Origin of the sequence: Microcella frigidaquae (assembly GCF_014200395.1) — a bacterium.
In the GTDB taxonomy this organism is placed as follows: Bacteria; Actinomycetota; Actinomycetes; order Actinomycetales; family Microbacteriaceae; genus Microcella; species Microcella frigidaquae.
This window is the reverse complement of the sequence record NZ_JACHBS010000001.1, coordinates 1,091,505-1,117,333: the sequence shown is the minus strand read 5'-3', so window position 1 is coordinate 1,117,333 and position 25,829 is coordinate 1,091,505. Positions and strand designations below refer to the sequence as shown.

Annotated in this window: 21 protein-coding genes and 2 pseudogenes; 16 read left to right on the top strand and 7 right to left on the bottom strand. The window is 71.5% G+C overall.

The features are described from left to right. Positions 1–124 precede the first annotated feature (124 nt). The 8 genes from BJ959_RS05500 to BJ959_RS05465 all read left to right on the top strand — a co-directional run bounded on the left by BJ959_RS05500 (position 125) and on the right by BJ959_RS05465 (position 9,163). Positions 125–1,243 (top strand): ABC transporter ATP-binding protein, encoded by a 1,119-nt coding sequence (locus tag BJ959_RS05500; RefSeq protein WP_153981739.1) that lies wholly within the window; start codon positions 125–127, stop codon positions 1,241–1,243. Positions 1,244–1,306: 63 nt separating this feature from the next. Beyond that, positions 1,307–2,485: an ABC transporter substrate-binding protein gene (locus tag BJ959_RS05495; protein WP_183321892.1), complete on the top strand. Its 1,179-nt coding sequence runs from the start codon at positions 1,307–1,309 to the stop codon at positions 2,483–2,485. A gap of 84 nt (positions 2,486–2,569) precedes the next feature. Next, complete coding sequence (locus BJ959_RS05490; RefSeq protein ID WP_341800054.1) at positions 2,570–3,484, top strand: ABC transporter permease; 915 nt, start codon at positions 2,570–2,572, stop codon at positions 3,482–3,484. A 7-nt stretch (positions 3,485–3,491) separates the two neighbouring features. Continuing rightward, a complete protein-coding gene (locus tag BJ959_RS05485; RefSeq protein WP_153981738.1) occupies positions 3,492–4,304 on the top strand; it encodes an ABC transporter permease in 813 nt (270 codons plus the stop codon). Between the two features lie 152 nt (positions 4,305–4,456). Further along, the gene (locus BJ959_RS05480) at positions 4,457–5,509 is read left to right on the top strand and encodes an agmatine deiminase family protein (RefSeq protein WP_153981737.1); all 1,053 of its coding nucleotides are present in this window, start codon (positions 4,457–4,459) and stop codon (positions 5,507–5,509) included. Further along, entirely contained in the window at positions 5,506–7,239 is a 1,734-nt protein-coding gene (locus BJ959_RS05475; protein ID WP_153981736.1) for an amidase, read from the top strand. Before BJ959_RS05480 ends, BJ959_RS05475 begins: the two co-directional genes overlap by 4 nt. Beyond that, positions 7,236–8,123: a tryptophan 2,3-dioxygenase gene (locus tag BJ959_RS05470; protein WP_153981735.1), complete on the top strand. Its 888-nt coding sequence runs from the start codon at positions 7,236–7,238 to the stop codon at positions 8,121–8,123. Before BJ959_RS05475 ends, BJ959_RS05470 begins: the two co-directional genes overlap by 4 nt. Next, the gene (locus tag BJ959_RS05465) at positions 8,120–9,163 is read left to right on the top strand and encodes an amidohydrolase family protein (RefSeq protein ID WP_153981734.1); all 1,044 of its coding nucleotides are present in this window, start codon (positions 8,120–8,122) and stop codon (positions 9,161–9,163) included. The genes BJ959_RS05470 and BJ959_RS05465 overlap by 4 nt, the downstream gene beginning before the upstream one ends. Before the next feature lie 13 nt (positions 9,164–9,176). On the opposite strand, the gene BJ959_RS05460 is transcribed toward BJ959_RS05465, so the two are convergent. Beyond that, on the bottom strand, positions 9,177–9,509 hold the full coding sequence (locus tag BJ959_RS05460; RefSeq protein WP_153981733.1) for a ribonuclease E inhibitor RraB: 333 nt from the start codon (positions 9,507–9,509) through the stop codon (positions 9,177–9,179). Positions 9,510–9,574: 65 nt separating this feature from the next. After that, positions 9,575–10,045 (bottom strand): Lrp/AsnC family transcriptional regulator, encoded by a 471-nt coding sequence (locus tag BJ959_RS05455; RefSeq protein WP_153981732.1) that lies wholly within the window; start codon positions 10,043–10,045, stop codon positions 9,575–9,577. Positions 10,046–10,139: 94 nt separating this feature from the next. Between BJ959_RS05455 and BJ959_RS05450 the strand changes: the two genes are divergently transcribed. The 3 genes from BJ959_RS05450 to BJ959_RS05440 all read left to right on the top strand — a co-directional run bounded on the left by BJ959_RS05450 (position 10,140) and on the right by BJ959_RS05440 (position 13,457). Continuing rightward, the gene (locus BJ959_RS05450; protein ID WP_165879061.1) at positions 10,140–11,885 is read left to right on the top strand and encodes an alpha-keto acid decarboxylase family protein; all 1,746 of its coding nucleotides are present in this window, start codon (positions 10,140–10,142) and stop codon (positions 11,883–11,885) included. After that, positions 11,882–12,955 (top strand): Glu/Leu/Phe/Val dehydrogenase family protein, encoded by a 1,074-nt coding sequence (locus tag BJ959_RS05445; RefSeq protein ID WP_153981730.1) that lies wholly within the window; start codon positions 11,882–11,884, stop codon positions 12,953–12,955. Before BJ959_RS05450 ends, BJ959_RS05445 begins: the two co-directional genes overlap by 4 nt. 142 nt (positions 12,956–13,097) lie before the next feature. Further along, positions 13,098–13,457, top strand: coding sequence for an iron chaperone (locus BJ959_RS05440; RefSeq protein ID WP_153981729.1), 360 nt, complete (start codon positions 13,098–13,100; stop codon positions 13,455–13,457). On the opposite strand, the gene BJ959_RS12975 is transcribed toward BJ959_RS05440, so the two are convergent. Beyond that, complete coding sequence (locus BJ959_RS12975) at positions 13,454–14,305, bottom strand: EamA family transporter (protein WP_153981728.1); 852 nt, start codon at positions 14,303–14,305, stop codon at positions 13,454–13,456. The genes BJ959_RS05440 and BJ959_RS12975 overlap by 4 nt on opposite strands. A 119-nt stretch (positions 14,306–14,424) precedes the next feature. Here BJ959_RS12975 and BJ959_RS05430 point away from each other — a divergent pair, with 119 nt between their 5' ends. From BJ959_RS05430 to BJ959_RS05420, 3 genes are all read left to right on the top strand, one after another. Further along, complete coding sequence (locus BJ959_RS05430; RefSeq protein WP_153981727.1) at positions 14,425–15,267, top strand: putative RNA methyltransferase; 843 nt, start codon at positions 14,425–14,427, stop codon at positions 15,265–15,267. Positions 15,268–15,483: 216 nt separating this feature from the next. Further along, on the top strand, positions 15,484–16,866 hold the full coding sequence (locus BJ959_RS05425; RefSeq protein WP_153981726.1) for a sensor histidine kinase: 1,383 nt from the start codon (positions 15,484–15,486) through the stop codon (positions 16,864–16,866). A 10-nt stretch (positions 16,867–16,876) separates the two neighbouring features. Then, positions 16,877–17,527, top strand: coding sequence for a response regulator transcription factor (locus tag BJ959_RS05420; protein WP_153981725.1), 651 nt, complete (start codon positions 16,877–16,879; stop codon positions 17,525–17,527). A gap of 24 nt (positions 17,528–17,551) precedes the next feature. Here the strand turns inward: BJ959_RS05420 and BJ959_RS05415 are convergent, their stop codons facing one another. Continuing rightward, positions 17,552–18,859: a coiled-coil domain-containing protein gene (locus BJ959_RS05415; RefSeq protein ID WP_153981724.1), complete on the bottom strand. Its 1,308-nt coding sequence runs from the start codon at positions 18,857–18,859 to the stop codon at positions 17,552–17,554. 86 nt (positions 18,860–18,945) lie between these two features. Between BJ959_RS05415 and BJ959_RS05410 the strand changes: the two genes are divergently transcribed. Continuing rightward, positions 18,946–22,725: a DEAD/DEAH box helicase gene (locus BJ959_RS05410; protein ID WP_183321890.1), complete on the top strand. Its 3,780-nt coding sequence runs from the start codon at positions 18,946–18,948 to the stop codon at positions 22,723–22,725. 148 nt (positions 22,726–22,873) lie between these two features. Then, positions 22,874–23,044 carry a hypothetical protein gene (locus BJ959_RS05405; protein WP_153981723.1) on the top strand — a complete coding sequence of 57 codons (171 nt, stop codon included), beginning with the start codon at positions 22,874–22,876 and terminating at the stop codon, positions 23,042–23,044. A gap of 88 nt (positions 23,045–23,132) precedes the next feature. Here BJ959_RS05405 and BJ959_RS05400 read toward each other — a convergent pair. The 3 genes and pseudogenes from BJ959_RS05400 to BJ959_RS05390 all read right to left on the bottom strand — a co-directional run. Next, positions 23,133–23,531: pseudogene (locus tag BJ959_RS05400) on the bottom strand (integrase core domain-containing protein); the annotation flags it as partial. Positions 23,532–23,588: 57 nt separating this feature from the next. After that, entirely contained in the window at positions 23,589–24,812 is a 1,224-nt protein-coding gene (locus BJ959_RS05395) for an IS256 family transposase (RefSeq protein WP_166194845.1), read from the bottom strand. 113 nt (positions 24,813–24,925) lie between these two features. Continuing rightward, positions 24,926–25,543: pseudogene (locus BJ959_RS05390) on the bottom strand (helix-turn-helix domain-containing protein); the annotation flags it as partial. Positions 25,544–25,829 lie beyond the last annotated feature (286 nt).

Sequence of the window (25,829 nt, the reverse complement as noted above, 5' to 3'; positions counted from 1 at the left end):
CCATTGTGATGCCAGAGTCTCGGAACGTTACGTCAGCGTTACCGGATCGAAATAAAAGCTATGAAACTATACGTTTAGAGTTATCGCACCGACCACAACGATGTCTCGGAGGAACCCCGCCGCCATGTCCGCCCCCGCCGCGCCGACCGAATCCGCGCCGACCGAATCCGCGCCGACCGCTCCTGCACCGGCTTCCTCCGCGACCGACGCGCCCGCGCGCGGCCAGGGCGGTGTCGAGCTGAACGCCGTCACCAAGCGGTTCGGCGACACCGTCGCCGTCGACGACCTGACGCTCGCCGTCGAGTCGGGCGAGTTCTTCTCCATGCTCGGCCCCTCGGGCTCGGGCAAGACCACCGTGCTGCGCCTCATCGCCGGCTTCGAGGAGGTCACGAGCGGCACCATCGAGATCGCCGGCACCGACGTCACCCGTGCCGCGCCGTTCGACCGCACCGTCAACACGGTGTTCCAGGACTATGCGCTGTTCCCGCACATGACCATCGCCGACAACGTGGCCTACGGCCTCCGCGTGCGCAAAGTCAGCAAGGCCGAGCAGAAGGAGCGCGTCACCGCCGCTCTCGAGCAGGTGCGCCTCAGCCTCGTCGCCGATCGTCTGCCGCACCAGCTCTCGGGCGGGCAGCGGCAGCGCATCGCCCTCGCTCGCGCGCTGATTCTGCAGCCGCGCGTCCTGCTGCTCGACGAGCCCCTCGGTGCCCTCGACAAGCAGCTGCGCGAGCAGATGCAGATCGAGCTCAAGCAGATCCAGCGCGAGGTCGGCATCACCTTCATCTTCGTCACCCACGACCAGGAGGAGGCTCTGACGCTCAGCGACCGCATCGCCGTCTTCAACAACGGCAAGGTCGAGCAGGTCGGCACCCCGCGCGAGGTCTACGAGTACCCGCAGACGGCGTTCGTCGCCGGGTTCCTCGGCATCTCGAACCTCATCGACGCCGGCCACGCCGAGCGCCTCACCGGGGTTGCGAAGGCCATCAGCGTGCGCCCCGAGCGGGTGCGCCTCATGGATGCCCGCACCGAGCCGGCCGCCCACGAGACCTGCGTCGACGGCACGATCGTCGAGACCGTCTACACCGGCCCGACCACGCGCTACATCGTCGACACCGTCGACGGCCTGCGCGTCATCGCCGAGCGCCACAACGACCACGCGCCGAGCGACACGGCCCCCTACCACCGCGGCGACGCCGTGCGCGCGGTCTGGGTGACCGAGCACGCCGCCGTCGTCCCCTGAGCCCGGGCAGAACAGCCCATTCCCCCGCACCACCCTGCAACACCCCGACACCAAGGAGAAACCATGAAGAACAAGCTGATGGCCATCTCGGCCACGGCGGCAGTGTCAGCGCTGATGCTCGCCGGCTGTGCGGCCCCGGCCGCCGAGGAGGGCTCGGGCGAGCTCGTCTTCGACGTGCCCGACGTCCCCATGCTCGAAGAGCTGGGCGAGCCCGAGGGCCAGGTCGACATCATCGCCTGGTCGGGCTTCGTCGAGCCGGCCTGGGCCGACACGTTCACCGAGGAGACCGGCTGCGTCGTGAACCGTCGCGTCGCCGGCACGAGCGACGAGATGGTGCAGCTCATGCGCACCGGCGACTACGACCTCGTCTCGGCCTCGGGTGACGCCAGCCTGCGCCTGATCGTCGGCGGCGACGTCGCCCCGATCAACCGCGATCTGATCCCGAATTTCGGCGACGACATCGTTCCCGGCATGCAGGGCCAGATCTACGACACCATCAACGGCAACGTCTACGGTGTTCCGATCGGCCGCGGCGCCAACATCCTGCAGTACAACAGCGAGGTCGTCACCGAGACGCCCACCAGCTGGGACATCGTGTGGGAGGCCGACAGCCCCTACGCCGGCCAGATCACCGCGTACGACGCCCCGATCTACATCGCCGACGCCGCGGTCTACCTGATGTACCACCAGCCTGAGCTGGGCATCCAGAACCCCTACGCGCTCGACGAGACGCAGCTGGAGGCCGCGGTCGACCTGCTCAAGCAGCAGAACGGCATCGTCGCCGAGTACTGGGCCGACCCGGTCGCGCAGATCACCTCGTTCGTCGGCGGCACCACCGTCGCGGGCACCTCGTGGGAGATCCTGCGCAAGCTGGCTGCGGACGACCGCATGCAGGGCACCCTGCCGCAGGAGGGCTCGACCGGATGGGCCGACGCGTGGATGATCTCCAGCCAGTCGGACGCTCCGAACTGCGCCTACCTCTGGATGGACTACACCAGCTCTGCTGAGGTCAACGGCGCCATCGCCATGAACTTCGGAATGGCGCCCGCCAACGGCGCGTTCTGCGAGCTCAACGACGAGGCTGCTGCCCACTGCGAGGAGTTCAACGCCCTCAACGAGGACTACTTCGAGAACGTCTGGTACTGGACCACCCCGATCGAGCAGTGCATCGACGGCCGCACCGACGTGAAGTGCACCTCGTTCCAGGACTGGACGAACGCCTGGGCGACCATCAAGGGCTAACCGCCTGACCGCGGAGGGGCGGGCTCGCCCGCCCCTCCGCACCCCCACCCCTCATCTCCACCCCGACCGCGAAGAAGGACCCTCGTGACCGCGATCGCGACACCGCCGACGGCGCCGAGCTCGGCTCCTGCCGCCGCGAAGAGCAAGCCGCTCTCCACGCTGCTGTACCGCCATCGCTGGATGCGCTTGGTCGGCCTCCTGAGCCTCCCGCTCACCTGGCTGATCGGCCTCTACATCGTCTCTCTGGCGCTGCTGCTCGTCACGGCCTTCTGGTTCATCGACCCCTTCACCTCCAAGGTGATCCCGGGCTTCACCCTCGACAACTTCGTGCTCGTGTTCAGCGAGCCCGCCTACGTCACCACGGCCCTGCGCACCCTCGGCATCGCGCTCGCCGTCACCCTGCTGAGCGCCGCCTTCGCGATCCCGCTCGGCATCTTCATGGCCAAGCTCGCCTCACCCTGGCTGCGCGCCGTGCTCGCTGTCGCGATCACCCTGCCCCTCTGGGCGGGCTACCTCGTGAAGATCCTCGCCATGCGCATCACCTTCACCGAGGAGGGCTTCTTCAACTGGGTGATGGCGCCGTTCGGCATCACCGGGCCCGGCTTCAGCCTCCTCACCGTCGTGCTCACGCTCACCTACCTGTGGTTCCCGTACATGGCGCTGCCCGTGTACACCGCGATCCGGCAGATCCCCGTCAACCTGTTCGACGCCTCCGCCGACCTCGGCGCCCGAGGCGCGACGACGATCCGCACGGTCGTGCTGCCGCTGCTCTGGCCGGCACTGCTCGCGGGCAGCGTGTTCACCTTCTCGCTGAGCCTCGGCGACTACATCGTCGCCCGCTTCGTCGGCGGGGCGAACGCGCAGATGATCGGCAGCATCATCGCCTCCAACATCAACCTGAACCCGCCCGTGGCGGCCGCGTTCTCGGTGATCCCGATCGCCTTCGTGGTCATCTACCTGGTCGTCACCCGCCGCACCGGCGCCCTCGAGAGGATGTGACGCGCTCATGCTGAGACTCACCCGCGGCACCAAGGTCGCCTTCGGCGTCGTCGTCGCCATCGTCCTGCTGTTCCTGTACGCACCGCTGTTCCTCGTCATCATCAACTCGTTCAACGTCGCCCCCATCGCCAACTGGCCGATCAGCGGGTTCACCCTCGACTGGTGGGTCCGCGCCTTCCAGAACGAGGCCCTCTGGGCCGCCGTGCAGAACTCGGTCATCGTCGCCGCCGGCGCGATGGTCATCGCGCTGCTCCTCGGCACCCTGGCCGCGTTCGCCCTCCAGCGCTTCGAGTTCTTCGGCAAGCACACCGTCAACCTGCTGATCGTGCTCCCGATCGCGCTTCCGGGCGTCGTCACCGGTGTCGCCTTCAGCAACTCGTTCAACAACGTGCTCGAGCCGGCCGGAATCCAGGTGGGCTACTTCGGCATGATCATCGCCCACGCGACCTTCTGCATCGTCATGGTGTTCAACAACGTGTTCGCGCGCCTGCGTCGGATGAACCCGAGCATGCAGGAGGCCTCGATGGATCTCGGCGCCAGCCTGTGGCAGACCTTCCGGCTCGTCACCTTCCCGCAGTTCCGCACGGCCTTCGTCGCCGGTGGTCTGCTCGCCTTCGCGCTGAGCTTCGACGAGATCGTCGTCACGATCTTCACCGCCCCGGCCGGTGTCGACACGCTGCCGCTGTGGATGTTCAACCAGATGGCCCGCCCCAACGAGGCCACCCAGGTCAACGTCATCGCGACCGTGCTCATCCTGCTGTCGTTCATCCCGGTCTACATCTCCCAGCGCCTCACCCGCGCTGAGGAGGAGGAGCGCTAGGGGTAGCCCTCCTCCCCGGCGCGGTGGATCCCTCTGCCCGCGCCGCCCCGCGCGGGTGCATCCTTCGGGTGGGTGCGCCCACGCGCGTGGCGATCGGTAGGCTCGGGGCACGCCCGGGCAGTGCCGCACGGGCGGCGTGAGAGGAGCATCCGATGGCCTGGCGCATGCCCGCCGAGACCGACCCGCACGAGCGCATCTGGATGGCGTTCCCGCGCGAGGGCGAGGTGATGGGCGACTCGTCCGCAGCTCGGGAGTCGACCTACGCAGCATGGACCGCGGTCGCCCACGCGATCCTCCCCTTCGAACCGGTGACGATGGTCGTCGACCCGACCGAGCGCGAGCGCGCCCGCCGCATGCTGAGCGCCGAGATCGACATCATCGAGGCGCCGCTCAACGACTTCTGGATGCGCGACTTCGGCCCCACCTTCGTCATCGACGACGAGACCGGCGAACTGGGCGGCGTCGACTGGATCTTCAACGCCTGGGGCCAGGGCGCCGACTGCGCGGATGACGCGCTCATCGCCGCGCGCATCCTCGACGAGCTCGGGGTCGCCCGCGTGCCCAGCCTGCTCGTCAACGAGGGTGGCGGCATCCACGTCGACGGCGAGGGCACCGTGCTGGTGACGGAGACGGTGCAGCTCGACCCCGACCGCAACCCGTGGGCGACCAAGGAGCGCGTCGAGGCCGAGCTGGCCCGCACGATCGGCACGACCACCGCGATCTGGCTGCCCCGCGGCCTGACGCGCGACTACGACGAGCTCGGCACGCGCGGGCACGTCGACATCGTCGCCACCTTCGCGAGCCCGGGCCGCGTGCTCGTGCACGCGCAGCACGATCCCGAGCATCCCGACCACGCGGTCATGCCCGCCATCTACGACGCGCTGCGCGACGCGACCGACGCGCGCGGCCGCCGCCTCGAACTGATCGAGCTGCCCGCCCCCGCGCAACTGCGCGACGAGGAGGGCTTCGTCGATTACAGCTACGTCAACCACCTCGTCGTCAACGGCGGCATCATCGCCTGCGGCTTCGACGACCCGGTGGCGGATGCCCGCGCGCGCGAGGCGCTCGCCGAGGCCTACGGCCGCGAGATCGTGACGGTCGACGCGCGCGAGATCTTCGCGCGGGGCGGCGGCATCCACTGCATCACGCAGCAGCAGCCGGCGGGGCCCGCGTCGAGCGGCACGCTCGCAAAGGACGGCGCGTGACCCGTCTGCCGCTCGTCGAGACCGACATCCCCACCCTCGCGGCGGCGCTCGCCGAGGGCCGCACCACCGCGGTCGCGCTCGTCGAGGGCTATCAGGCGCGTATAGCGGCCTACGATCGGCAGCCCTCGCCCGACGGCGCGCGGCCAGCCCTCAACGCCGTCGTCGTCGACAATCCGGATGCCCTCGCCGAGGCCCGCGCGAGCGACGAGCGCCGCGCCGCGGGTCGGGCGCTCGGCCCGCTCGACGGCATCCCGTACCTGGCGAAGGATAGCTACATGGTGCGCGGCCTGACCGTGGCGAGCGGCTCGCCGGCCTTCGCCGACCTCGTCGCCCAGCACGATGCCTTCACGATCGAGCGGTTGCGCGCCGCGGGCGCGATCTGCCTCGGGCTCACCAACATGCCGCCGATGGCCAACGGCGGCATGCAGCGCGGCCTCTACGGCCGCGCCGAGAGCCCGTACAACCCCGCCTACCTGACGGCGCCGTTCGGCTCGGGCTCGTCGAACGGCTCGGGCACGGGGCTCGCGGCCTCGTTCGCGGCCTTCGCCCTCGCCGAGGAGACGTGGTCGAGCGGCCGCGGCCCCGCGAGCAACAACGGGCTGTGCTGCTACACGCCCAGCTGGGGCGTGATCTCGGTGCGGGGCAACTGGCCGCTCGTGCCGACGATGGACGTGGTTGTTCCCTACACTCGCACGATGGCCGAGCTGCTGCTGGTGCTCGACGCGGTCGTGGCCGATGATGCGCAGAGCCGCGGAGACTTCTGGCGGGTGCAGCCGTGGGTGAGCATCCCGCCGTCATCGCAGCTGCGCCCCGCGTCGTACCCCGCCCTCGCTGACCCGCATGCCCTCAGCGGCATGCGCCTGGGTGTGCCCCGCATGTACCTGGGGGCCGAGCGCGGTGGTGACGACCCCATCGAGACGCGGCCGACCGTGATCGCGCAGTGGCAGAAGGCCCGCGCCGACCTCGAGGCGGCCGGCGCGACCGTGGTCGAGGTCGACTTCCCGGTCGTCACGAACTACGAGAGCCGGGGCCGGGCGGATGACCGCTCGATGGTCGCGCGCGGCCTCGTTCCGCCGCACTTCGCCGACCACGAGCTCTACGAGCTGAGCATGTGGGGGTGGGAGGAGTTCCTCCAAGCGAACGGCGACCCCGCGCTGCACCGCCTCGCCGACGTGGACCCGGAGCTCATCTTCCCGACCCCGCCCGGCTCGCTGCCCGGGCAGTACGACGATCACCTCAGCCGCTTCGCGCCGGAGGACGTCGACCTCGCCGACTACGTGCACCGCGCGCGCGCGAGCGGGGTGCCCGCGCTCGAGCTGATCCCGACCATCGCCGAGGGGGTGCGCGGGCTCGCCGAGACGCGACGGCGCGACCTCGAGGCCTGGATGGACGAGCTCGGCCTCGACGCGGTCGTCTTCCCGGCCGTCGCCGATGTCGGGCCCGCTGACGCCGATGTCAACCCCGCGAGCGCCGAGCTCGCGTGGCGCAATGGCACCTGGGTGGCCAACGGCAACCTCGTGCCGCGGCACCTCGGCATTCCGTGCGTGCAGGTGCCGATGGGGCTCATGGCCGACATCGGCATGCCCATCGGCCTGACCTTCGCGGGTCGCGCCTACGACGACACCCGGCTGCTCGCGTTCGCGGCGGCCTTCGAGGCGGCGGCCACCCGGCCCGGCTCCGCTCTCGATGGCACGCGCGTACCGCCGCCGCACACCCCGGAGCTGCCATGAGCCAGAAGACGAGCGGCGGGGCCGCCGAGAACACCCGCGCGATCGAAGACACGGTCGTCACCGACTTCTCGACTCGCATGAGCTACGGCGCGTACCTCGCCCTGCCCGAGCTGCTGCAGCTGCAGCGCCCGATCAGCGAGCCCGAGCACCACGATGAGCTGCTGTTCATCATCCAGCACCAGACGAGCGAGCTCTGGATGAAGCTGCTGCTGCACGAGGCCCGCGCCGCCCGCCAGTGCTTGATCGACGACGACCTCGGCGGGGCGCTCAAGCGCATCGCGCGCATCAAGCACATTCAAGAGACGCTCATCCAGCAGTGGAGCGTGCTCGCCACGCTGACGCCGACCGAGTACGCCGAGTTCCGCGGGTTCCTCGGCAATTCCTCCGGCTTCCAGTCGCACCAGTACCGCGCGATCGAGTTCATCCTCGGCAACAAGCACGCGGGCATGCTGCGGGTGTTCGAGAGCGACCCCGAGGCGCACGCCGTGCTCGAGGGGCTGCTGCAGGAGCCGAGCTTGTACGACGAGTTCTTGCGGTACCTCGCGCGTCACGGCGTGCCGATTCCGGCGAGCGTGCTCGAGCGCGACGTGACGCAGGCGCACGTGTTCACGCCCGAGCTCGTGCCGGTGTTCGTCGCCATCTACGAGGGCGCCCACGGCGGCGATGACGACACCTGGCGCATCTACGAGACGTGCGAAGAGCTCGTCGACCTGGAGGACAACTTCCAGCTCTGGCGGTTCCGGCACCTGCGTACCGTGCGGCGCACGATCGGCTTCAAGCGCGGCACGGGCGGTTCGAGCGGCGTCGACTTCCTGCAGCGCGCCCTCGAGCTCACCTTCTTTCCCGAGCTGTACGCGGTGCGCACCGAGATCGGCCAGGCATGAGCCCGCTCGTCATGAACGCGCCGCCCGCGACTTTCCACGTCGCCGACCTGTGGCGCGGCACGTGGATGGGTCCGAGCATCGTGCGCCGCGGCGGCGCGACCCTGCACTACGTCGGGCCGGCCCCCTCGGCGTTGCCCGCCGACGTGATCCCGATCCCCGGTGTGCTGCTGCCCGGCTTCTGCGACCACCACACCCATCTGCAGCTGCTGCCGGCGGATGCCCGCACCCAGCTGCTCGCCGGCGGCCTGTCGCGCGTGATCGACCTCGGAGGTGACCCCGACACCCTCGCCGTGCTCGCCGAACCCGACCCGTTCGGCGTCGCCGTCGAGTTCGCGGGGGCGTTCCTCACGGCGCCGGGCGGCTACCCGAGCGATCGCGCCTGGGCGCCCGCCGGCTCGGTGCGCGAGGTCGCCTCGGCCGATGACGCCGAGCTCGCCGTCGCCGAGCAGGGAGCGGCAGGAGCATCCCGCATCAAGGTCGCTCTGCACGGCGACGCCGGCCCGACTTGGAGCGACGACCTGCTCGCGGATGTGGTCGCCGAGGCGCGCGCCGCCGGCCTGCCCGTCGTCGCGCACGTCGAGGGGGTGGGCCAGGCAGAGCGCGCGATCGCGGCCGGGGTCGACGTGCTCTCGCACACGCCGTTCAGCGAGGTGCTGCCGGAGGCGCTCGTCGCGCGGGCTGTCGCGCAGGGCCAGCGCTGGGTGTCGACGCTCGCCATCCATGACCCGGTGGAGAACGCGGCCGAGCGCGCGGCCGCGCTGGCGAACCTGCGCGCCTTCCGCACCGCCGGGGGAGAGGTGCTCTACGGCAGCGACCTCGGCAACGGCGAGCAGCCACTCGGCGTGCATCGCGACGAGCTCGTGGCGCTCGCCGAGGCCGGTCTCGATGAGACGGCCGTGCTGCGCGCGCTCGTCGGCGGCTTCGGCCGCGGCCGCTGGAAGAAGCGCCTGACCTGGATGCCCGAGCGCCCCGGAGCGATCGCCGAGTTGACCGGCGCGGTGTCGGTCGCCGTCGGCGACCTGGAGGACGTCGGGGCCTGAAGCCCTCGACCGGCTAGCCCTGCACGAGGGGGGCGGCCCAGCCGTCGTAGTCGCCGTGGTGCGCAGCGACGACGGCGAAGACCTCCTCGACCATCCGGTCGGCCGACTCGACGTCGACCGTCGCCTGCTTCGTCGCGCGCAGCGTGCCGCGCGCGATGAACCGACGGGTCACCGTCACGCCGTAGCCGCGTTTCTCGAGGGCGGCGCCGGCGGTGCGGGCATCCTTGATGGCGCGGAAGTTCGCGAAGTGCTCCACCTCGCGGGCCGCATCGACGTCGTCGCGCATCTTGATGCGCTGCGAGTACTGCTCGACGTTGCAGGTGAGGTGCGTCTGGAGATCAGCCACTCGCGCGATGGTAGACCGAGTTGGCGCGGAATGCACATTGCGCGCGAGCCGACGGCGCGTCCGGCTCAGCTCTCGAGCAGAGGAATGGTGCGGTAGGCGATCAGTTCCTTGAGCACGATCGACGTCGCCGTGCGCCGGATTCCCGGGCAGCGCAGGATGCGCTGGCCGACCGCGTACAGGTCGTCGGTGTCGCGCGCGACGACCTGGCAGAGCAGGTCGTTCTGGCCCGAGGTGGCGACGCACTCGATGATGGTCGGGATCTCCTGCAGCGCGACCATCGCCTCCTCGAAGCGGTCCTGGTCGACCTCCGCGGTCACGACGGCGCGGATGCTGTACCCGAGCGTCTCGGGCGGCACCGTCGTGCTCGTGGGGCGCAGGGTGCGCCCGTCGAAGAGCTGCGCGATACGGCTCTGCACGGTTCCGCGGGCGAGGCCCAGCGTCTCGGCCAGCCCGCCCACGGCGGCGCGCGGGTCGCGGTCGAGCGCGCGCACGATGCGGCGGCTCGTGGGGTCGAGGATTCTGCTCGATCTGACCATGATGCGGCACACTCTACGCCGATCAGTGGTCAGATCGATCAGCATGAGCGTCGGCTCTGGCTCCTGCAGCGGATACGGGTGCAGAGTTCTGGTCATGGTGAGCAATGAGGCACCCCTGACCGTCGGCCGCTACCTGGCGGCCCGCCTGCGGCAGTGCGGAGCCGCCCATGCCTTCGGGGTGCCGGGAGACTTCACCCTGGCGCTGCTCGACGAGTTGCTCGCTGCCCCCGGCGACGGCTCGCCCGCCCTGCAGTGGGTCGGCTCGAGCAACGAGCTCAACGCCGCCTACGCCGCCGACGGCTACGCCCGCGTCGGCCGCACCATGGGAGCGATCGTGACCACCTACGGCGTCGGCGAGCTCAGCGCCATCAACGGCATCGCCGGCGCGTTCGCCGAGGACGTGCCCGTCGTGAGCATCGTCGGCATGCCCGCCACGGGGGCGCTCGGCAGCGGGGCCCTGCTGCACCACAGCCTCCTCGACGGCGACCACGAGCACTTCGTGCGGGTCTTCCGCGAGGTCACCGCCGCACAGGCGGTGCTGATCAGCGGCAGCGCCGCGGTCGAGATCGACCGCGTGCTGACCGTGGCGCTCAGTACGAGCAAGCCCGTGTACCTGGGGATCCCGACCGACGTGGCGGTCGCCGAGCTCGCGCCCGAGGACGCCGCGCGGCTGGCGGAGCCGCTGCGGCCGCGTGCGAGCGACCCCGGTGCTCTGGCCGCCTTCGAGCGGGCGCTCGCGCAGGCCGTGGCTCACGTGCCCTCCGACACGGGGGAGGGGGAGCCCGTGGTGACGGTGCTGGCCGGTCCCCGCATCCACCGTTGCGGCGTCGAGGCCGATGTTGCCGCGCTCGCCGCGCTGCCCGGAGTGCGCATCGCCTCGCAGGTCGGCTCGAAGGCGGTGATCGATGAGGACCACCCGGCGAGCCTCGGCACCTACATGGGCGCCATCACGCAGCGCGAGGCCACGCGCCGTGCCGTCGATGAGGCCACCCTGCTGATCATGATCGGCACGGTCGTCAGCGACTTCACGACCGGGTTCTTCACCCAGGGCTTCGACCCGGCGGCCGCCGTCGAGCTGGCCCTCGACCACGCGCGGGTCGGGTATGCGGTGTTCGCCGACGTGCGACTCGACGACGCGATCGCCGCCCTCGACCGCGTGATCGCGGCCGCGACTCTGCCCGCCTCGTCCGACGCCGTCGCGCCGCTCGCGACCGTCGCACCGCCGAGCGACGACGACGCCCCGCTCGACCATGCAGCCCTGTGGGCGGAGGTGCAGGCCTGGCTTCCGCCCGACACGACGCTCATCGCCGAGGCCGGCACCGCGTTCTACGGCGCGCTCGATCTCACCCTGCCCGATCGCTGTGACCTGCTCGGGCAGCCCGTCTGGTCGTCGATCGGCTACACGATTCCCGCGACCCTCGGCGCGGGGCTCGCACGCCCGCAGCGTCGGCCCGTGCTGATCATCGGCGACGGAGCGGCGCAGCTGACCGTGCAGGAGCTCGGGCAGGTCTTCCATCACGGTCTTGCGCCGGTCATCCTGCTCATCGACAACGCCGGGTATACGGTCGAGCGCATGATCCGCAGCCCGGAGGCCGTCTACCAGGACGTCGTGGCCTGGAACTGGCGGCTCATCCCGGCCGCGCTCGGCGGTGCTCACGTGCACGTGCGGCGGGCCCCGACGGTCGGTGACCTGCGGTCGGTGCTCGCCGATGCCACCGCCATGCCCGAGGTGCCGGTCTTCGCGCACCTGACCCTGCCGCGCGACGACGCCCCGCGCCTGCTCGTCGAGCTGGCCCGCCGGCTCGGCAACCGGCCCGCCGCACTCCAGGAGCACGCATGACCATCGCCCCCATCGCTTCCAGCCCTCTGCCCGCCGTGCCCGACTTCGATCACGAGCGCGTCACCACCGTGACCGGCGGCCGGTCGGGGCTGCGCATCACCGTCGCCCTGCACTCGAGCGCGCTCGGCCCCGCCCTCGGCGGCTGCCGCCTGTGGAGCTATCCGCACTGGTCCGACGGGCTCGGTGACGCGATGCGCCTCGCCCGCGCCATGACGATGAAGAACGCGCTCGCCGACGTCGGCGCGGGCGGCGGCAAGGCCGTCATCGCGCTGCCGCCGGGCTTCCTCCTCGACCACCTGCGGCGGCGGGATGCCCTCCTCGACCTCGGCGACCTCGTCGAGTCGTTCGGCGGCAGCTACATCACGACCGAAGACGTGGGTGTGACCGAGCACGACATGGCCGTGGTGCGCGAGCGGACGGCGCACGTCGTCGGCCTGCCTGCCGCGTCGGGCGGCTCGGGGGAGCCCGGGGCCGCGACCGCGGTCGGCGTGCGCGCGTCGATCGGCGAGGTGCTGCGCAACGTGGTCGGCAGCCCCGACCCCGCCGGGCGCTCGTTCGTCATCGCCGGGCTCGGGCAGGTGGGCTCGCGCCTCGCCCGGCTGCTCGCCGCCGACGGCGCCGAGCTGACCGTCACCGACATCAACCCGGCGGCGCGCGCCCTCGCCGACGAGCTGGGCGCCACGTGGATCGACGCGGCCGACGCCGTCACGACTCCCGCCGACGTGTTCGTGCCGGCCGGGCTCGGAGGAATCCTGACCGCACCCGTGATTGAGCGGCTGCCGGTGCGCGCCGTCTGCGGGCCGGCGAACAACCCGTTGGCCGAGCGCAGCGGTGCCGACGCGCTGGCTGCGCGGGGCATCCTGTACGCCCCCGACTACGTCGTCAACGCGGGCGGTGTCATCCACCTCGCGCTGACCGAGCGCGGCGAGACCCCCGAGACCGTGACCGCGCGGCTGCACGCGATCGGCGACACCCTCGCCGAGGTGCTCGCCCGCGCCGCCGCCGACGGCGTGACCCCGCTCGACGCGGCCGACGCCCTCGCGCTCGCCCGCGTCGCCGCCGCCCGCTGACTCGCGCCCCGCATCCCGTCACTCCTGTCGTTGTCACAAATCACGGACTGTGCGGACTGCGTGCCCCCGACCTCGGCGCGAAGAGGTCGATGCGGCACCGAAACTCCGTGATTTGTGACACGCGGGGCGGGAGGATGGGCGCGTGAGAGAGATCGACGCATACATCGCCGCGGCACCGCCCGTCGCGCGTGAGCGGCTGGAGGTGGTGCGCGCCGTGCTGCGGCGCCGCATCCCAACCGGCATCGAGTCGTTCCGGTACGGGATGCCCGCGGTCATGATCGACGCCCGCCACGGTCTGCACTACGCCGCGTGGGCGAAGCACCTCGCGCTCTATCCCGTCTACCGCGGTGACGAGAGCTACGAGACGCTCGTCGGGCCGTACCGCGCGAAGACCGACGCGGTGCACTTCCCGCACGCGCAGCCGCTGCCACTCGACGTCGTCGAGGCGATCGCCGCCGCGCTCGCCGCGCGTGCGCCACGCGCCGCCGGCACTGCGGGCTAGAGCGACGCGAGGATGAGGGCGGCCGAGGCGACGACGAGGCCGAGGATCTGCCAGCGGGTCATCCGCTCGCCGAGGAACACCCGCCCGATGATCGCCGTGAAGATCGGTGCCGCGGGCGACAGGATCGCCAGCAGCACGAGGTCGCCGGTCTGCAGCGCGAGCACGAGGAAAAGGTTGCCGAGGATGTCGGTGACGCCCGCGGCGATCGGGAAGAGCAGCATCCGCCCGGTGAGTCGATGCGGCAGGAGGCGGCCGCGGGTGCGGATGAGCATCCCGACGAGGAAGACGAGCGCGACCGTCGTGACTCCGAAGCGCGCCCCCACGACCGGCCACAGGCCGTCGGCGGCGGGCGCGGTATTGATCGTCACGATGAAGCCCGTGAAGAGGGTGCCCGCGACGAGCGCCAGCAGCGGCCCCCGCAGATTCGGCCGCACCCCGTCGACGGGCGGGCGGTAGGTGACAAGCAGGATCGCCAGCATGCACAGGGCGAGCCCCGCGAGTCGCAGTGGCGTGATCGGCTCGCCCGTGACGATGCCCGCGATCGTCAACCACGCCGTGCCGACGACGGCAAGCACCGCGCCGACGATGCCCACTGGCCCGTGCGCGAAGGCGCGGTAGGCGACCGGCAGGCCCGAGCCGCCGAAGAGGCCGGCGAGGAAGCCGATCCAGAAGCCGGGCTCGCTGGGGGCGCCCGGGAAGAGCACGGCGATCACGAGCGCCAGCACGATCGTGGTCGGGCCGGTGATGGCGACGACCACGGCGAGCGGCAGGCGCTTGGCCGCCTCGCCGCCCAGCACGTTGCTCATCGAGATGAACAGGGCGTTGATGAGGGTGTAGACGACGGCCACGGGTGTCTTTCGCTGTGAAGGGATGGCCGCCGAACCTGCTCGGGAGTCGCCGGGTTCAGCGTACCGAGCGCTCCGCCGCGCGGGGCCCCGCGGGCGCCCGAGCGGGTACGGTTGCGCGAGTGAGCATCCTCGACGCGGCCTTCGACCTCCTGCAGTGCCCGAGCTGCGGCGCGCCGCTGGTCGCGGCCGACGGGGGAGCGAGCTGCCCCAGCCGCCACCACTTCGACCGCGCCCGTCAGGGCTACCTCGGGCTGCGCGCCGCGCACAAGGGCAAAGGGGCGCCGGCGAGCGGCGACACGGTCGAGATGCTCGAGGCGCGCGAGCGGTTCCAGGGCGCGGGGTTCCACGACGACATCCGTGCGGCCGTGCTCGCGGCCGTTCCCGCCGATGCGCGCGGCTGGCTCGCCGACCTCGGTGGCGGTACCGGCTGGTACGCCTCCGCGATCCTGGATGCTCGCCCCGACCTGCGCGGCGTCGTGCTCGACGCCTCCGTGCCGGCGGTCCGCACCGCGGCCCGCGCGCACGAGCGCCTGGCCGCGGTGAGCGCGGACGTCTGGACGGGCATCCCGCTGCGCGACGCCAGCGTCAACGTCGCTCTGCGCATCTTCGCGCCCGGCAGCGCGAGCGAGGTGCGCCGCATCCTCGCGCCGGGCGGCACCGTCGTCGTCGTCGTGCCCGACGCCGACCACATGCGCGAGCTCGGGCACGGCCTCAAGCTCTTGAAAGTGCCGGCCGGCAAGGCGGACGAGGTGGCGGTGAGCATCCCGGATGCGGCGCTCGTGTCGCGCGCGGAGGTGCGCAGCCGTGTCGCGCTCACGGTCGAGCAGGCACTCGATGCCGTGTTCATGGGGCCGAACGCGTTCCACCAGGATCGTGCGAAGGTCGGTGCCGTGCTCGAGGGCTGGAGCGCCCCCATCTCGGTGACCCTCGCCGTGACGGTGCTCGCCCTGCGGGTACCCTGACCCGAGTTCGGAGCAACGACGGAGACTGACCTGTTCCACACCTGTGTTTCCCGACGTTTGGGTGTGGAACAGGTCAGTCTCCGTCGTTACTCCGACTTGGGGGGTTAGCCCTACCGCAGTTCGGGGGTGGGCCGCATTCTGCAGCGGGCCCGCGCTCGCGAGTGTGGAGGTACCACGCCACAGCAGTGACGTGCCAGCCTCAGACCAGGAGATTTCATGACCACCGCACCCGCCACCGCCGCGTCGGCGCCTGCCGTCGCCGACACGTGGAGCTACGGCGCCCTCTGGCGCCGCGTGCCCCGCGCGCTTGGCTACCTCGTACCCACGTTCATCATCGCGATCGCCGTGAGCGCGATCCTCAACACCTTCGTCTCGGGGGCGGTGAGCCTGCTGGTCTTCGTGGTCGGCATCTTCGCGTTCTCGCTGACACTGTTGCTTGCGCGTTACTTCGGGGCGTTCGAGGTGGCCCGCCTGCGGCTCTCGGGCGAGACGCCGATCAGCGAGCCCGACTGGCGGCCCGACCCGACCATGGTCTGGTGGAAGCGCTGGCTGCGCCCGCTCGCCAACGGCCGCTACTGGTTGAGCCTGCTGCACGGCGCGATTATCGCGCCGATCATCGCGACGGTCAGCTTCGTCGTGCTCGTGCTGTGGTTCACGCTCATCGCGGTGGCGGTCGGGCTGCCGATCCGGTTCGCGATCGTCGGAGATGAGTGGGCTCTCGTCGGTAGCCCGGCGTCGTCCGGTCCGCGCATCCTCGTCGAGGCGCTGCCGGTGCTCGCCGGCCTCGCGATCGTGCTCGGCGTCATCGCCCTGCTGACCCTGCCCTACGTGCTGCGCGGCCTCACCTGGCTGCACGCCGCGATCGCGCGCCCCTTCCTGGGCCGCTTCACCAACGAGCAGCTCGAGCAGCAGGTGTCGAGCCTGTTCACCTCGCGCCAGGCGGCCGTCGCGGCCGAGGGCTCGGCCCTGCGCCGCATCGAGCGCGACATCCACGACGGGCCGCAGCAGCGGCTGATCCGCCTGCAGATGGACCTCGCCGCCGCCGAGCGCCGCCTCGGCGACGACCCCGAAGCCGCCGTCGGCCTGATTCAGGATGCTCGCCGCCAGGCGCAAGACGCCCTCGACGAACTGCGCAACGTGTCGCGCGGTTTCGCGCCGCCGCTGCTGCTCGATCGCGGACTGTTCGCCGCCCTCGAGTCGCTGGCCACCCGGTCGAGCATCCCCGTGACCCTCGAGTCGGAACTCGGCGCGACCGCGAACCTGCCCGACGAGGTGGCCCGCACCGCCTACTTCGTGGCGAGCGAGCTCATCGCCAACGCGGCGAAGCACTCGCAGGCGAGTGCGATCACCCTGAGCGTCACGAACATCAACGGGCAGCTCACGATTGCCGTGACCGACGACGGCGTGGGCGGCGCGGCCGAGAAGGCCGGGCACGGCCTCGCGGGGTTGCGCGACCGCGCGGCCGGCCTCGGCGGAACCTTCGCGCTCGTCAGCCCCGAGGGCGGCCCGACCCGCGTCGCCGTGACGGTGCCGGTGGCGGGCGTGGGCTCCGCATCCACACCCGCCGAGGCAGCCCCGGCCGCCGAGCCGGGTGCCTAGGCTGAACCCCATGCCAGCCCTTCGCGTCGCCGTCGCCGATGATTCGGTGCTGCTGCGCGAAGGGCTGGTGCGCGTGCTGCAGGAGGCGGGGGTCGAGGTGGTCGGGGCGTTCGGCGATGCCGACGCCCTGCTCGCCGCGGTGCCCGCCCTCGCACCCGATGCGGTCGTGCTCGACGTGCGCATGCCGCCGACGTTCCGCGACGAGGGGGTGCGGGCCGCGATCGCGCTGCGAGCGGCGCATCCCGGCGTGGCGATCCTGCTGCTGTCGCAGTACGTCGAGGTCGCCTACGCGCAAGAGCTGCTCGCGGCGGGCACGGGCGGGGTCGGCTACCTGCTGAAAGATCGCGTCGTCTCGCTCGACGAGGTGCGGGATGCTCTCGAGCGGGTCGCCGCGGGCGGCACCGTTCTCGACCCCGAGGTCGTGACGCAGCTCATGGCTCGCCGCGTCGACCCGCTGCAGTCGCTGACGGCGCGCGAGCGCGAGGTGCTCGAGCTCATGGCGCAGGGCCGCACGAACGCGGCGATCGCTGCCACCCTGTTCATCGGAGTCGGCGCCGTCGAGAAGCACATCTCGTCGATCTTCGGAAAGCTGCAGCTGGACGAGGCCGCCGGCGACCACCGCCGCGTGCTCGCGGTATTGGCCTGGCTGCAGGCCCGCTGAGCCCCGTCGTCGGAGAGCGACGAATCAGTAGCGGGCGAGCACCTCGGCGTCGCGGGCGTGGGTGAGCGCCCGGCGCACGGCGTCGAGAGCGCCGACGGGGTCGGTGTCGAGCAGGCTGCGGGATGCTCGCAGCTCGTCGACCGCCTCCTCCAGCCGCGCCCGCGCGCCGGCCGAGCCGCCCGAGCCGAGGGCATCGCGCGCGGCGAGAATCTGCGCCTCGGTCTGCACGCGTGCGGCGTGGTAGGCCTCGCGGGCGTGCGCGAGCCGCTGCGCCTGCGTGCGGGAGGAGGCGAGTGCGAGTTCGACCGCGTCCATCGCCTCGCGCAGCTCGTCGAGCAGCTCGAGCGGGTCGGAAGGTCGATCGGCGTCGCCGCCCGCCGAGCCGGCCACCGCGCCACTCGCCGAGGAGCCGCCGGCCGGCCCGGCGCCGGTGGCCGCAACCGCGGCGTCCAGCTGCGCCACGGCGGCCGTGATCGCGGCCCCTGTCTCGCCGTCGGGCGCCGTCGCGGCGGCTTCGAGCGCCTCGGTGCGCGCGGCGCGGGCGTCGTCGCGCAGCCCCTGCAGGGCGGCCACGGCGTCGGCGAGCCGCGCGGCCGCGGCGTCGACCTGCTCGAGCGCCTCCTCCGCCGCGTACAGCAGGCGCTCAGCATCGGCGATGGTCGCCATGACGCTGCTGGCGGCGGCGGTCGACCCGGGGGCGGCATCCGCGGCCTGCGCCTCGGCGCGGTCGAGTGCGCGGGCGGCCCGCTCGGGGGCGTCGACCGCGGGGCCGAGGGCTGAGCGGGCGTGGCGCTCGATGAGCGCATCCCGCTGCGTCGTCGCCGCCGCGAGACGACCGCGCGCTTCGGCGATGCGCGTGCGGAGGCGCTCCAGGCGCTCGGGCGCGGTCGACTCGAGCGAGCGGCGCTCGCGGAAGGAGCGCGCCTGCTCGTCGAGAGCCCGCTCGATGCGATCGGCGAGCATGACGATGCGGTCGGCGCGCTCGCGGTTGGCGAGGCCCGCGTCCGGCTCGTCATCGATCATCCGGTGCAGCCGGAAGATCTCGTCGCGGTCGGACTGCGCGCGGCGGAGGGCGCCGCGGTAGTCCTGCGCGGCCCGCTCGCCGAACTGGGCCACCGCGAACTCGACGTCGGCCTCGCCCTCGGCCAGACGGTCGTCGGCGCGCACAAGGGCCGAGCCGGCCCGGCGACGGATGCTCGCCGACACCTGCGCGGGTCGCGCGCGCCGCCGCGACACGACCACGATGCCGCCGACGAGCACGGCCGCGGTGACCACGAGCACGGTGCCGCCCGCGGCGATGAGACCCCCGACGAGGCCACCGATGAGCTCCACGACCGAAGTCTAGAGTTGCGGCCTGGATCGAGGGCAGACCGGCGGAAATCCCCAGAAATCCGGCCCACCCGCCGTAGGGTGACGGCGTGTGGCGTGCCGACCGATACGACGATCATGACGACGTCGAGCCCCTGGCGACCGCGACGAGCGGGGTCAATCCCCTCTTGCCGTCGTCGGTGCGCTTCGACGACCCGCGGGTCGCGCCCATGAACATCGCAGAGCCGATCTGGCAGCGCTGGCGCGACGAGCTCGCCCGCGTCGGCGGCGTCAGCACCCTGCTGCACTTCGACGACGACCCGCGCGGCCGCATCGAGCTCGGCACCAGCCACCCCGGCGGCCTCGCCCGCTTCATCGCCGGCAGCCCCACCCTGCTCAGCAACCTCGTGCGCGACGACCTCGCCCTGCGGCAGGCTCGCGTCGCCGCCGAGCGCATCGCCGACGCCGGCGTCGAGCTCGCCAGCGTGCGCGGCATCGACGCCGTGCACCTCGGCATCGGCCTGGTCTCGTGGCACCGCTCCGGCGTCGACTACTGCGCGCCTCTCCTGCTGCGCCCGCTGCGGCTGCGCCGTCGGGGGCGGGATGTCGAGCTGACGCTCACCGGCGCGGTGCGGGTCAACCCGGCGCTGGTGCGCGCGCTCGCCGAGCAGTTCCAGCTGCACCTCGACGAGACCGCGTTCGTCGCCCTCGCTCACGACGGCGAGGCGTTCAAGCCGAACCCGCCGCTCGACCGGCTGCGCGGCCTGACCGCCCACCTCGAGGGCTTCACGATCACCGCACGGCTCGTGGTGAGCTGCTTCGCCGAGGTCGGCCCGCAGCTCGTCGCCGACGCCCACGATCTCGCGCACCCGGTGCTCGACGCCCTCGCCGGCAACACGAGCGCCCGCTGGGCGGTGACCGAGAGTGCCACCGAGGTCGCCCCGGTGCCGGCCGATCGCCGCCCGCCCGAGACCGACCTGCTGCTGCTCGACGCCGACGCCGAGCAGGAGTCGGTGATCGCGAGCATCGCCGCCGGCAACTCGCTCGTCGTGAAGACGCTTCCCGGCACGGGCGCGACGCAGACGATGGTCAACGCGCTCGGCGCCCTCGTCGCGCAGAACAAGCGCGTGCTCGTCGTCAGCCCCCGTCGGGCCACGCTGCGCGCCATCGCCCGCCGCCTGAACGACATCGGGCTGGGTGGCATCGCCGTGACGCCGGCCGCCCTGCGCCGCGACCTGATCCGGGCGATCAGCCGCAACGAGAAGGCCGAGCGCCCGCGCGTGGCCGACGTCAACGACGCGCTCGTCCGCCTCCGCACCGTGCTCATCGACTACCGGGATGCCCTCACGGCGCCCGACCCCGACCTGGGCATCAGCGTGCTCGACTGCATCGGCGAGCTCAGCCGCCTGCAGCTGCTCCCGACCCCGCCGACGACCCGCGCCCGCCTGAGCCGCGCGGCCGTCGAGCTGCTCGCCGCCGACCGCCGCGAGGCGGCCGAGGCCATGGTGCAGGCCGCCGAGCTCGGCCAGTTCAGCTACGGCCCGGGCGACTCGCCCTGGTACGGCGCCCGCTTCCGCACCGCCGAGGAGGCCGCCCAGTCGCAGCTGCTCGCCCGCCGCCTGCACCACGAGCTCGTGCCGCGCCTGGTGGAGCGCGGGCGCGCGCTCATCGCGGCCACGCCGATGCGCCCGTTCGAGACCATCGCCGAGCTGGGCGTCGCCGTGCGTCTGCTCACCGACCTGCGCGACACGCTCGACAAGTTCCAGCCCGCCGTCTTCGACCGGTCGCTGAGCGAGCTGATCGCGGCGACCGCGCCGCGCCGCGAGTCGAGCACCATGCCCGCCGCGACCCGCCGCCGCTTGAAGGGGCTGGCGAAGGAGTATCTGCGCCCCGGGGTGAGCGTGCCCGACCTGCACGAGGCTCTGGTGCGCATCCAGCAGCAGCGGGTGCTGTGGCAGCGGTTCGCGCCCAGCGGTCTGACACCGTCGGTGCCGGTCGGCATCGCCGACGTCGCGGTCGCTCTGCAGCAGGTCGAGCAGGATCTCGCCGCCCTCGACGGTCCGCTCGGCCACGACAGCCGCGAGCGGCAGCTGGCCCACCGGCCGCTCGCCGAGCTGCACGCGCTGCTCGAGGGCCTGGCCGCCGAGAGCGACGTGCTCAACAACCTGCAGGAGCGCACGGCGCTCATGCAGCGCCTCGAGCAGTGGGATGTCGGGCCGCTCCTCAGCGACCTCGCCGCCCGCCACGTGCCCCACGACCAGGTGGCCGCCGAGCTCGAGCTCGCCTGGTGGCGCTCGGCGCTCGAGAGCCTGCTGCAGCACGACCGCGCCCTGCTCGCCGCCGCCCCCGACGTGCTCGAGCGCCTCGAGGCCGACTTCCGGCTCGTCGACGAGGCGCACGCTGCCGGCAGCGCGCAGCTGCTCGCGTGGCAGCTGGCCGAGAACTGGTCGATCGGCATCACCGACTGGCCCGACGAGGCCGCCGCCCTGCGCGCCATGCTGCGCGCGGGCACGATCACGAGCGAGACCCTGCAGCAGCAGGCGCCGCACCTGAGCCGCCCGCTGGCGCCGATCTGGCTGGCGTCGCCGTACGACGTGCACCAGGTGAGCGACCGCCTGGCCTTCGACACCGTGCTGCTGCTCGATGCCGGTGCGATCACCGTCGCCGAGGCCACCGGGGCGATCCGCCGGGCCCGCCAGGTGGTCGCCGTGGGCGACCCGGTCACGCAGGCTCCCGCGCCGTTCGCGATCGCCGTCGGCGAGCGCGTCGACGACGCCGACGTGGATGCCCGTCACGCCTCCAGCGCCCTGTTCCAGCTCAGCGAGCTGCTGCCGGCGCTGTCGCTCACACGCTCGTACCGCGCCGGTGGCGAAGACCTCGCGGAGCTCGTGAACCGCCGCTTCTACGCCGGTCGCATCGAGTCGCTGCCGTGGGCCGGGTCCTTCCTCGGGCATCCGTCGATCGCGGTCGACTACCTCGCCGACGGCCATGGCATGCCTGACGACGACTCGGGCGCCATCGAGAGCGTCGACGTCGAGGTGCGGCGGGCCGTCGAGCTCGTCATCGAGCACGCCACCGCGCGCCCGCAGGAGTCGCTCATGGTGGTCACCGCGAGCGCCAAGCACGCCGCGCGGGTGCACACCGCGGTGCTCGAGGCGCTCGTGCACCGCCCCGACCTGCACGACGTGCTGCTCGGCGACCGCCCGGAGCCGTTCGCCGTGCTCACCATCGAGCAGTCGGTGGCGCAGTCGCGCGACCGCGTCATCTTCTCGATCGGCTACGGCCGCACCCCGCACGGTCGCGTGCTCAGCGAGCTCGGCTCGCTGGGCCGACCGGGCGGCGACCGCCTGCTCGCCGTCGCGATGACCCGCGCCCGCCGCTCGCTGCGCATCGTCAGCTGCCTGCGCCCGGCCGACCTCGACGACGACCGTCTGACGCACGGTGCCCGCGCGCTCGCCGAGCTGCTCTCCGACATCGAGGCGCGGCGCGCGGCGGTCGAGCTGCCCGACGACAGCGACCCGATGCTCATCGACCTCGCCCGCCGGCTCGAAGCCCGCGGCCTCACCGTCGCGCTCGGGCACCGCGGCAAGCTGCCCCTGGTGGCGAGCCGCGGCGGCTACTGCGTCGCCGTCGAGACGGACGCCGCGCTCGGCCACCTCAGCCTGCGCGAGTCGCTGCGGCTGCGGCCCGACCTGCTGCGCCGCCTCGGCTGGCACTACGCGCGCGTTCACGTGTTCGAGCTGTTCAGCGACCCGGAGGCCGTTGCCGACCGCATCCTCGCTCTCGTCGGCGGCGTGCCGGGAGCGCCCGCTGCACCGACCGCGCCCGCGGGCGCCCCGCGCTCCGCGATGGCTGAGCAGGCGACCGACGAGCTCTCGATCCTCCGCTGAGCCGCACTCGTCGACAGTGCTCCGCCCCCGTGTCACGAATCACGGAGTCGTGCCGAGCGACGGGCCCGGTTCCGGCGTGCCGCGCGATGGATCCGGCCGAAAGTCCGTGATGTGTGGCAGCGCAGGGGCGGGTGGGTAGCGTTGTCGCGTGACTGATCAGGATGCGGAGCCGCCGGTGCCCGCGCGACGACGCACTCGGCGCCGCGTCACGACATCGCCTCCGCCGGGGTCGTACGAGGCGCCCGTGCCGGAGCCGGCGCGCCACCGCCTGGACGAGAACGACGACCGCCTCCGCGCGGAGAAGCCGCCGCACTACTGAGCGCGTGGCCAGGCACCAGCCGTCGCTGACCGGTGGCTGCTGAGGGCCGACCGCCGGTCACTAGCCGCCGGCCATTAGCCGCCGAGCGCTAGGTGTAACGACCCGTGAGGTTGTGAACGCGGCAAGCGGGCGTGTGACCGTCGAGGGCGCTGTGGGGTCGTCGGCGATTGTATTCCTCGAGCCAGTCAGCGTAGGTCGCTGATCGGGCCTCGTTGGAGGTGTAGTTCGCTGCGTAAGCCCATTCGGCGGCCAGTGTGCGGTTGAAGCGCTCGACCTTGCCGTTGGTTTGCGGTCGATAGGGGCGGGTGCGGATGTGTCGGGCCTGTCCGACAGCGGCGGCGAAGTCACGGGATCGGTAGCAGGCGCCGTTATCGGTCATGACCGCCTTGACCTCGAAGCCGGCATCGGCGAAGAACTGGCGAGCACGAACCCAGAACGCGGCCGCGGTCTCTTTGCGCTCATCCGGAAGTTCTTCGGAATAGGCCAAGGTGACGTCCCGCTGAGTGGTGGAGTTTCTCAACACCGTGCGGGTCAGCTGTTGTGATTATGCCGCAGCGAGTTCCGGGATCGCGACCTCCTCTTCGGTGACGTTCAGGAGCTTCATGGAGTGCTCGCTGAAGTAGCGGCGGTCAGCGCCGTCCCATTCGTCGTGTTGCTCGATCAGGACGTGTCCGGCCAGGCGCAGCAACGCGGCGGGGTTGGGGAATGTGCCGACGACGTCGGTGCGGCGTTTGATCTCCTTGTTGACCCGCTCGAGCGGGTTCGTGGACCAGATCTGCCGCCAGTGTGTGGCGGGAAACTGACAGAACGCGAGGATGTCGTTCTGCGCGTCCTCGAGCATGCCGGCGATCTTCGGGTGCGACCTCGAGAGCATGCGGACGACTTCGTGGAATTGGGTGAACACGTGCTCGGTGTCTGGCTGGGCGAAGATCGTGCGGATGATCGACGCGACCATCGGCCCAGCGGTCTTGGGGACGTTGGCAAGCACGTTGCGCATGAAGTGGACCCGACACCGCTGCCATGACGAGCCTTGGAAGACGGTGTCGATCGCCGCGATCAGCCCGGTGTGCGCGTCGGAGATCACCAGCTTCACTCCGCCCAGCCCGCGGGCCTTCAGCGAGCGAAGGAACGCGGTCCAGAACGGTTGCGATTCGGTGTCCCCGACCTCGAAGCCGAGGACTTCCCTGCGCCCGTCGGCGGCGACACCGACCGCGACGACGACGGCTTGGGAGACGACCCGCCGGCCGACGCGGGCTTTGCAGTAGGTCGCGTCGAGGAACACGTACGGGTACGTGCTGTCCGCGAGCGGCCGATCGCGGAACGCCGCGACGTCCTCGTCGAGGTTGCTGCAGATCCGCGACACCTCCGACTTGCTGATCCCGGTGTCGGCACCGAGCGCCTTCACCAGGTCGTCGACCTTGCGGGTGGAGACGCCGTGGACGTACGCCTCCATCACGACCGCGAACAGGGCCTGATCGACCCGGCGGCGGCGTTCCAGCAGCGACGGGAAAAACGATCCCTGCCGCAGCTTCGGGATCCGCAACTCCAGCTCCCCCGCGGTGGTGGTGAGGGTCCGCAGCCGGGTCCCGTTGCGCTGCGTCGTACGGTCCGGGGAGCGTTCGAACGGGGCAGCGCCGATGAACGCAGCTGCTTCCGCGTCGATCAGCTCCTGGTAGAGCGTCTCGGTCGCGACCCGGATCCGGTCGTTCACATCGGTGAGTTTCAGTTCCCCGAGTAGCTCGAGGAGGGCAGACTGGTCAAGAGCCATCGTGCGTTTGTGTCCTTCCGTGAGATTCCTAGACAGTTCTCACTGACCATCGCACGATGGCTCACCACGTCCACGACGTGACACCCGAGCCGGGAAACTACACCAACCCAGGGGACGCCACCATAGGCCAACCTTGTGCATCCATCGACGGCGTGATGCAGGAACGTGTAGCCGCGCGATGACGAGGCTCCGCGTCGTGCGGCGCGATCTCGGGCAGCACCGGCACGACGGTCTTGGGGTGACCCGCGACCATGAACATGCCACCCTCCACCGTCCGGGATACGACCGAGCTTCTTGATGTCAACGTGGACGATGTCCCCAGGGGCAGCCGCTTCGAACCGGACCGGTTGCTGCTTCCGAATCGGCAAGCCGGTGTTGCGGTCCAGGTGCGACAGCCGAGGCATTCGATAGCGGGCCAGCACTCGACCGACCGTCGAGGGGTTGAGCCCCAGATGCCACGCGATCCGACGCGCATCCCAGCGGCGCGTGAATCGCAACGCAATGATCCGTCGCTCCGTGCGCTGACTGAGGCGTCGGGGCGAGTGACGGGGTCGCGAGCTGCGGTCGGTCATCGGCTGGCCTGCTCGATATCGATCGGCCCACTTCTTCGCTGTTGCTGGCGAGCATTGAAACCGCTCCCCGACTCGAGCAAGACTCCACCCGTCGATGACGACGGCGCGAGCGACACGCAGACGCCCTTTCGGTGTCAGATCGGCATTAGCGTGAACCACGAAGACCTCCGGTCTCGATGAGAGTTGTCAGATACCCACATCGTTCCGGAGGTCTTCGCTACTTCACACGTTCACAACGTCCCGGGTCGTTACAGCTGATATGTGACTGATTCCTGTCAAGTGGCAGGGGAAAGAGCGCCCGGAGTGATCATGCTTCGGGCGCTCTTTCGTGTGGTCGGCGCGGGCGGTGTGGGTGTCGTGCGTGTCGTGGGCGACGCGCGGTCAGACTGATATGCGCGGGTTGGTTACCGCAGGACGTGCTGTTCGGCTGGAGCGGTTCCGCTTG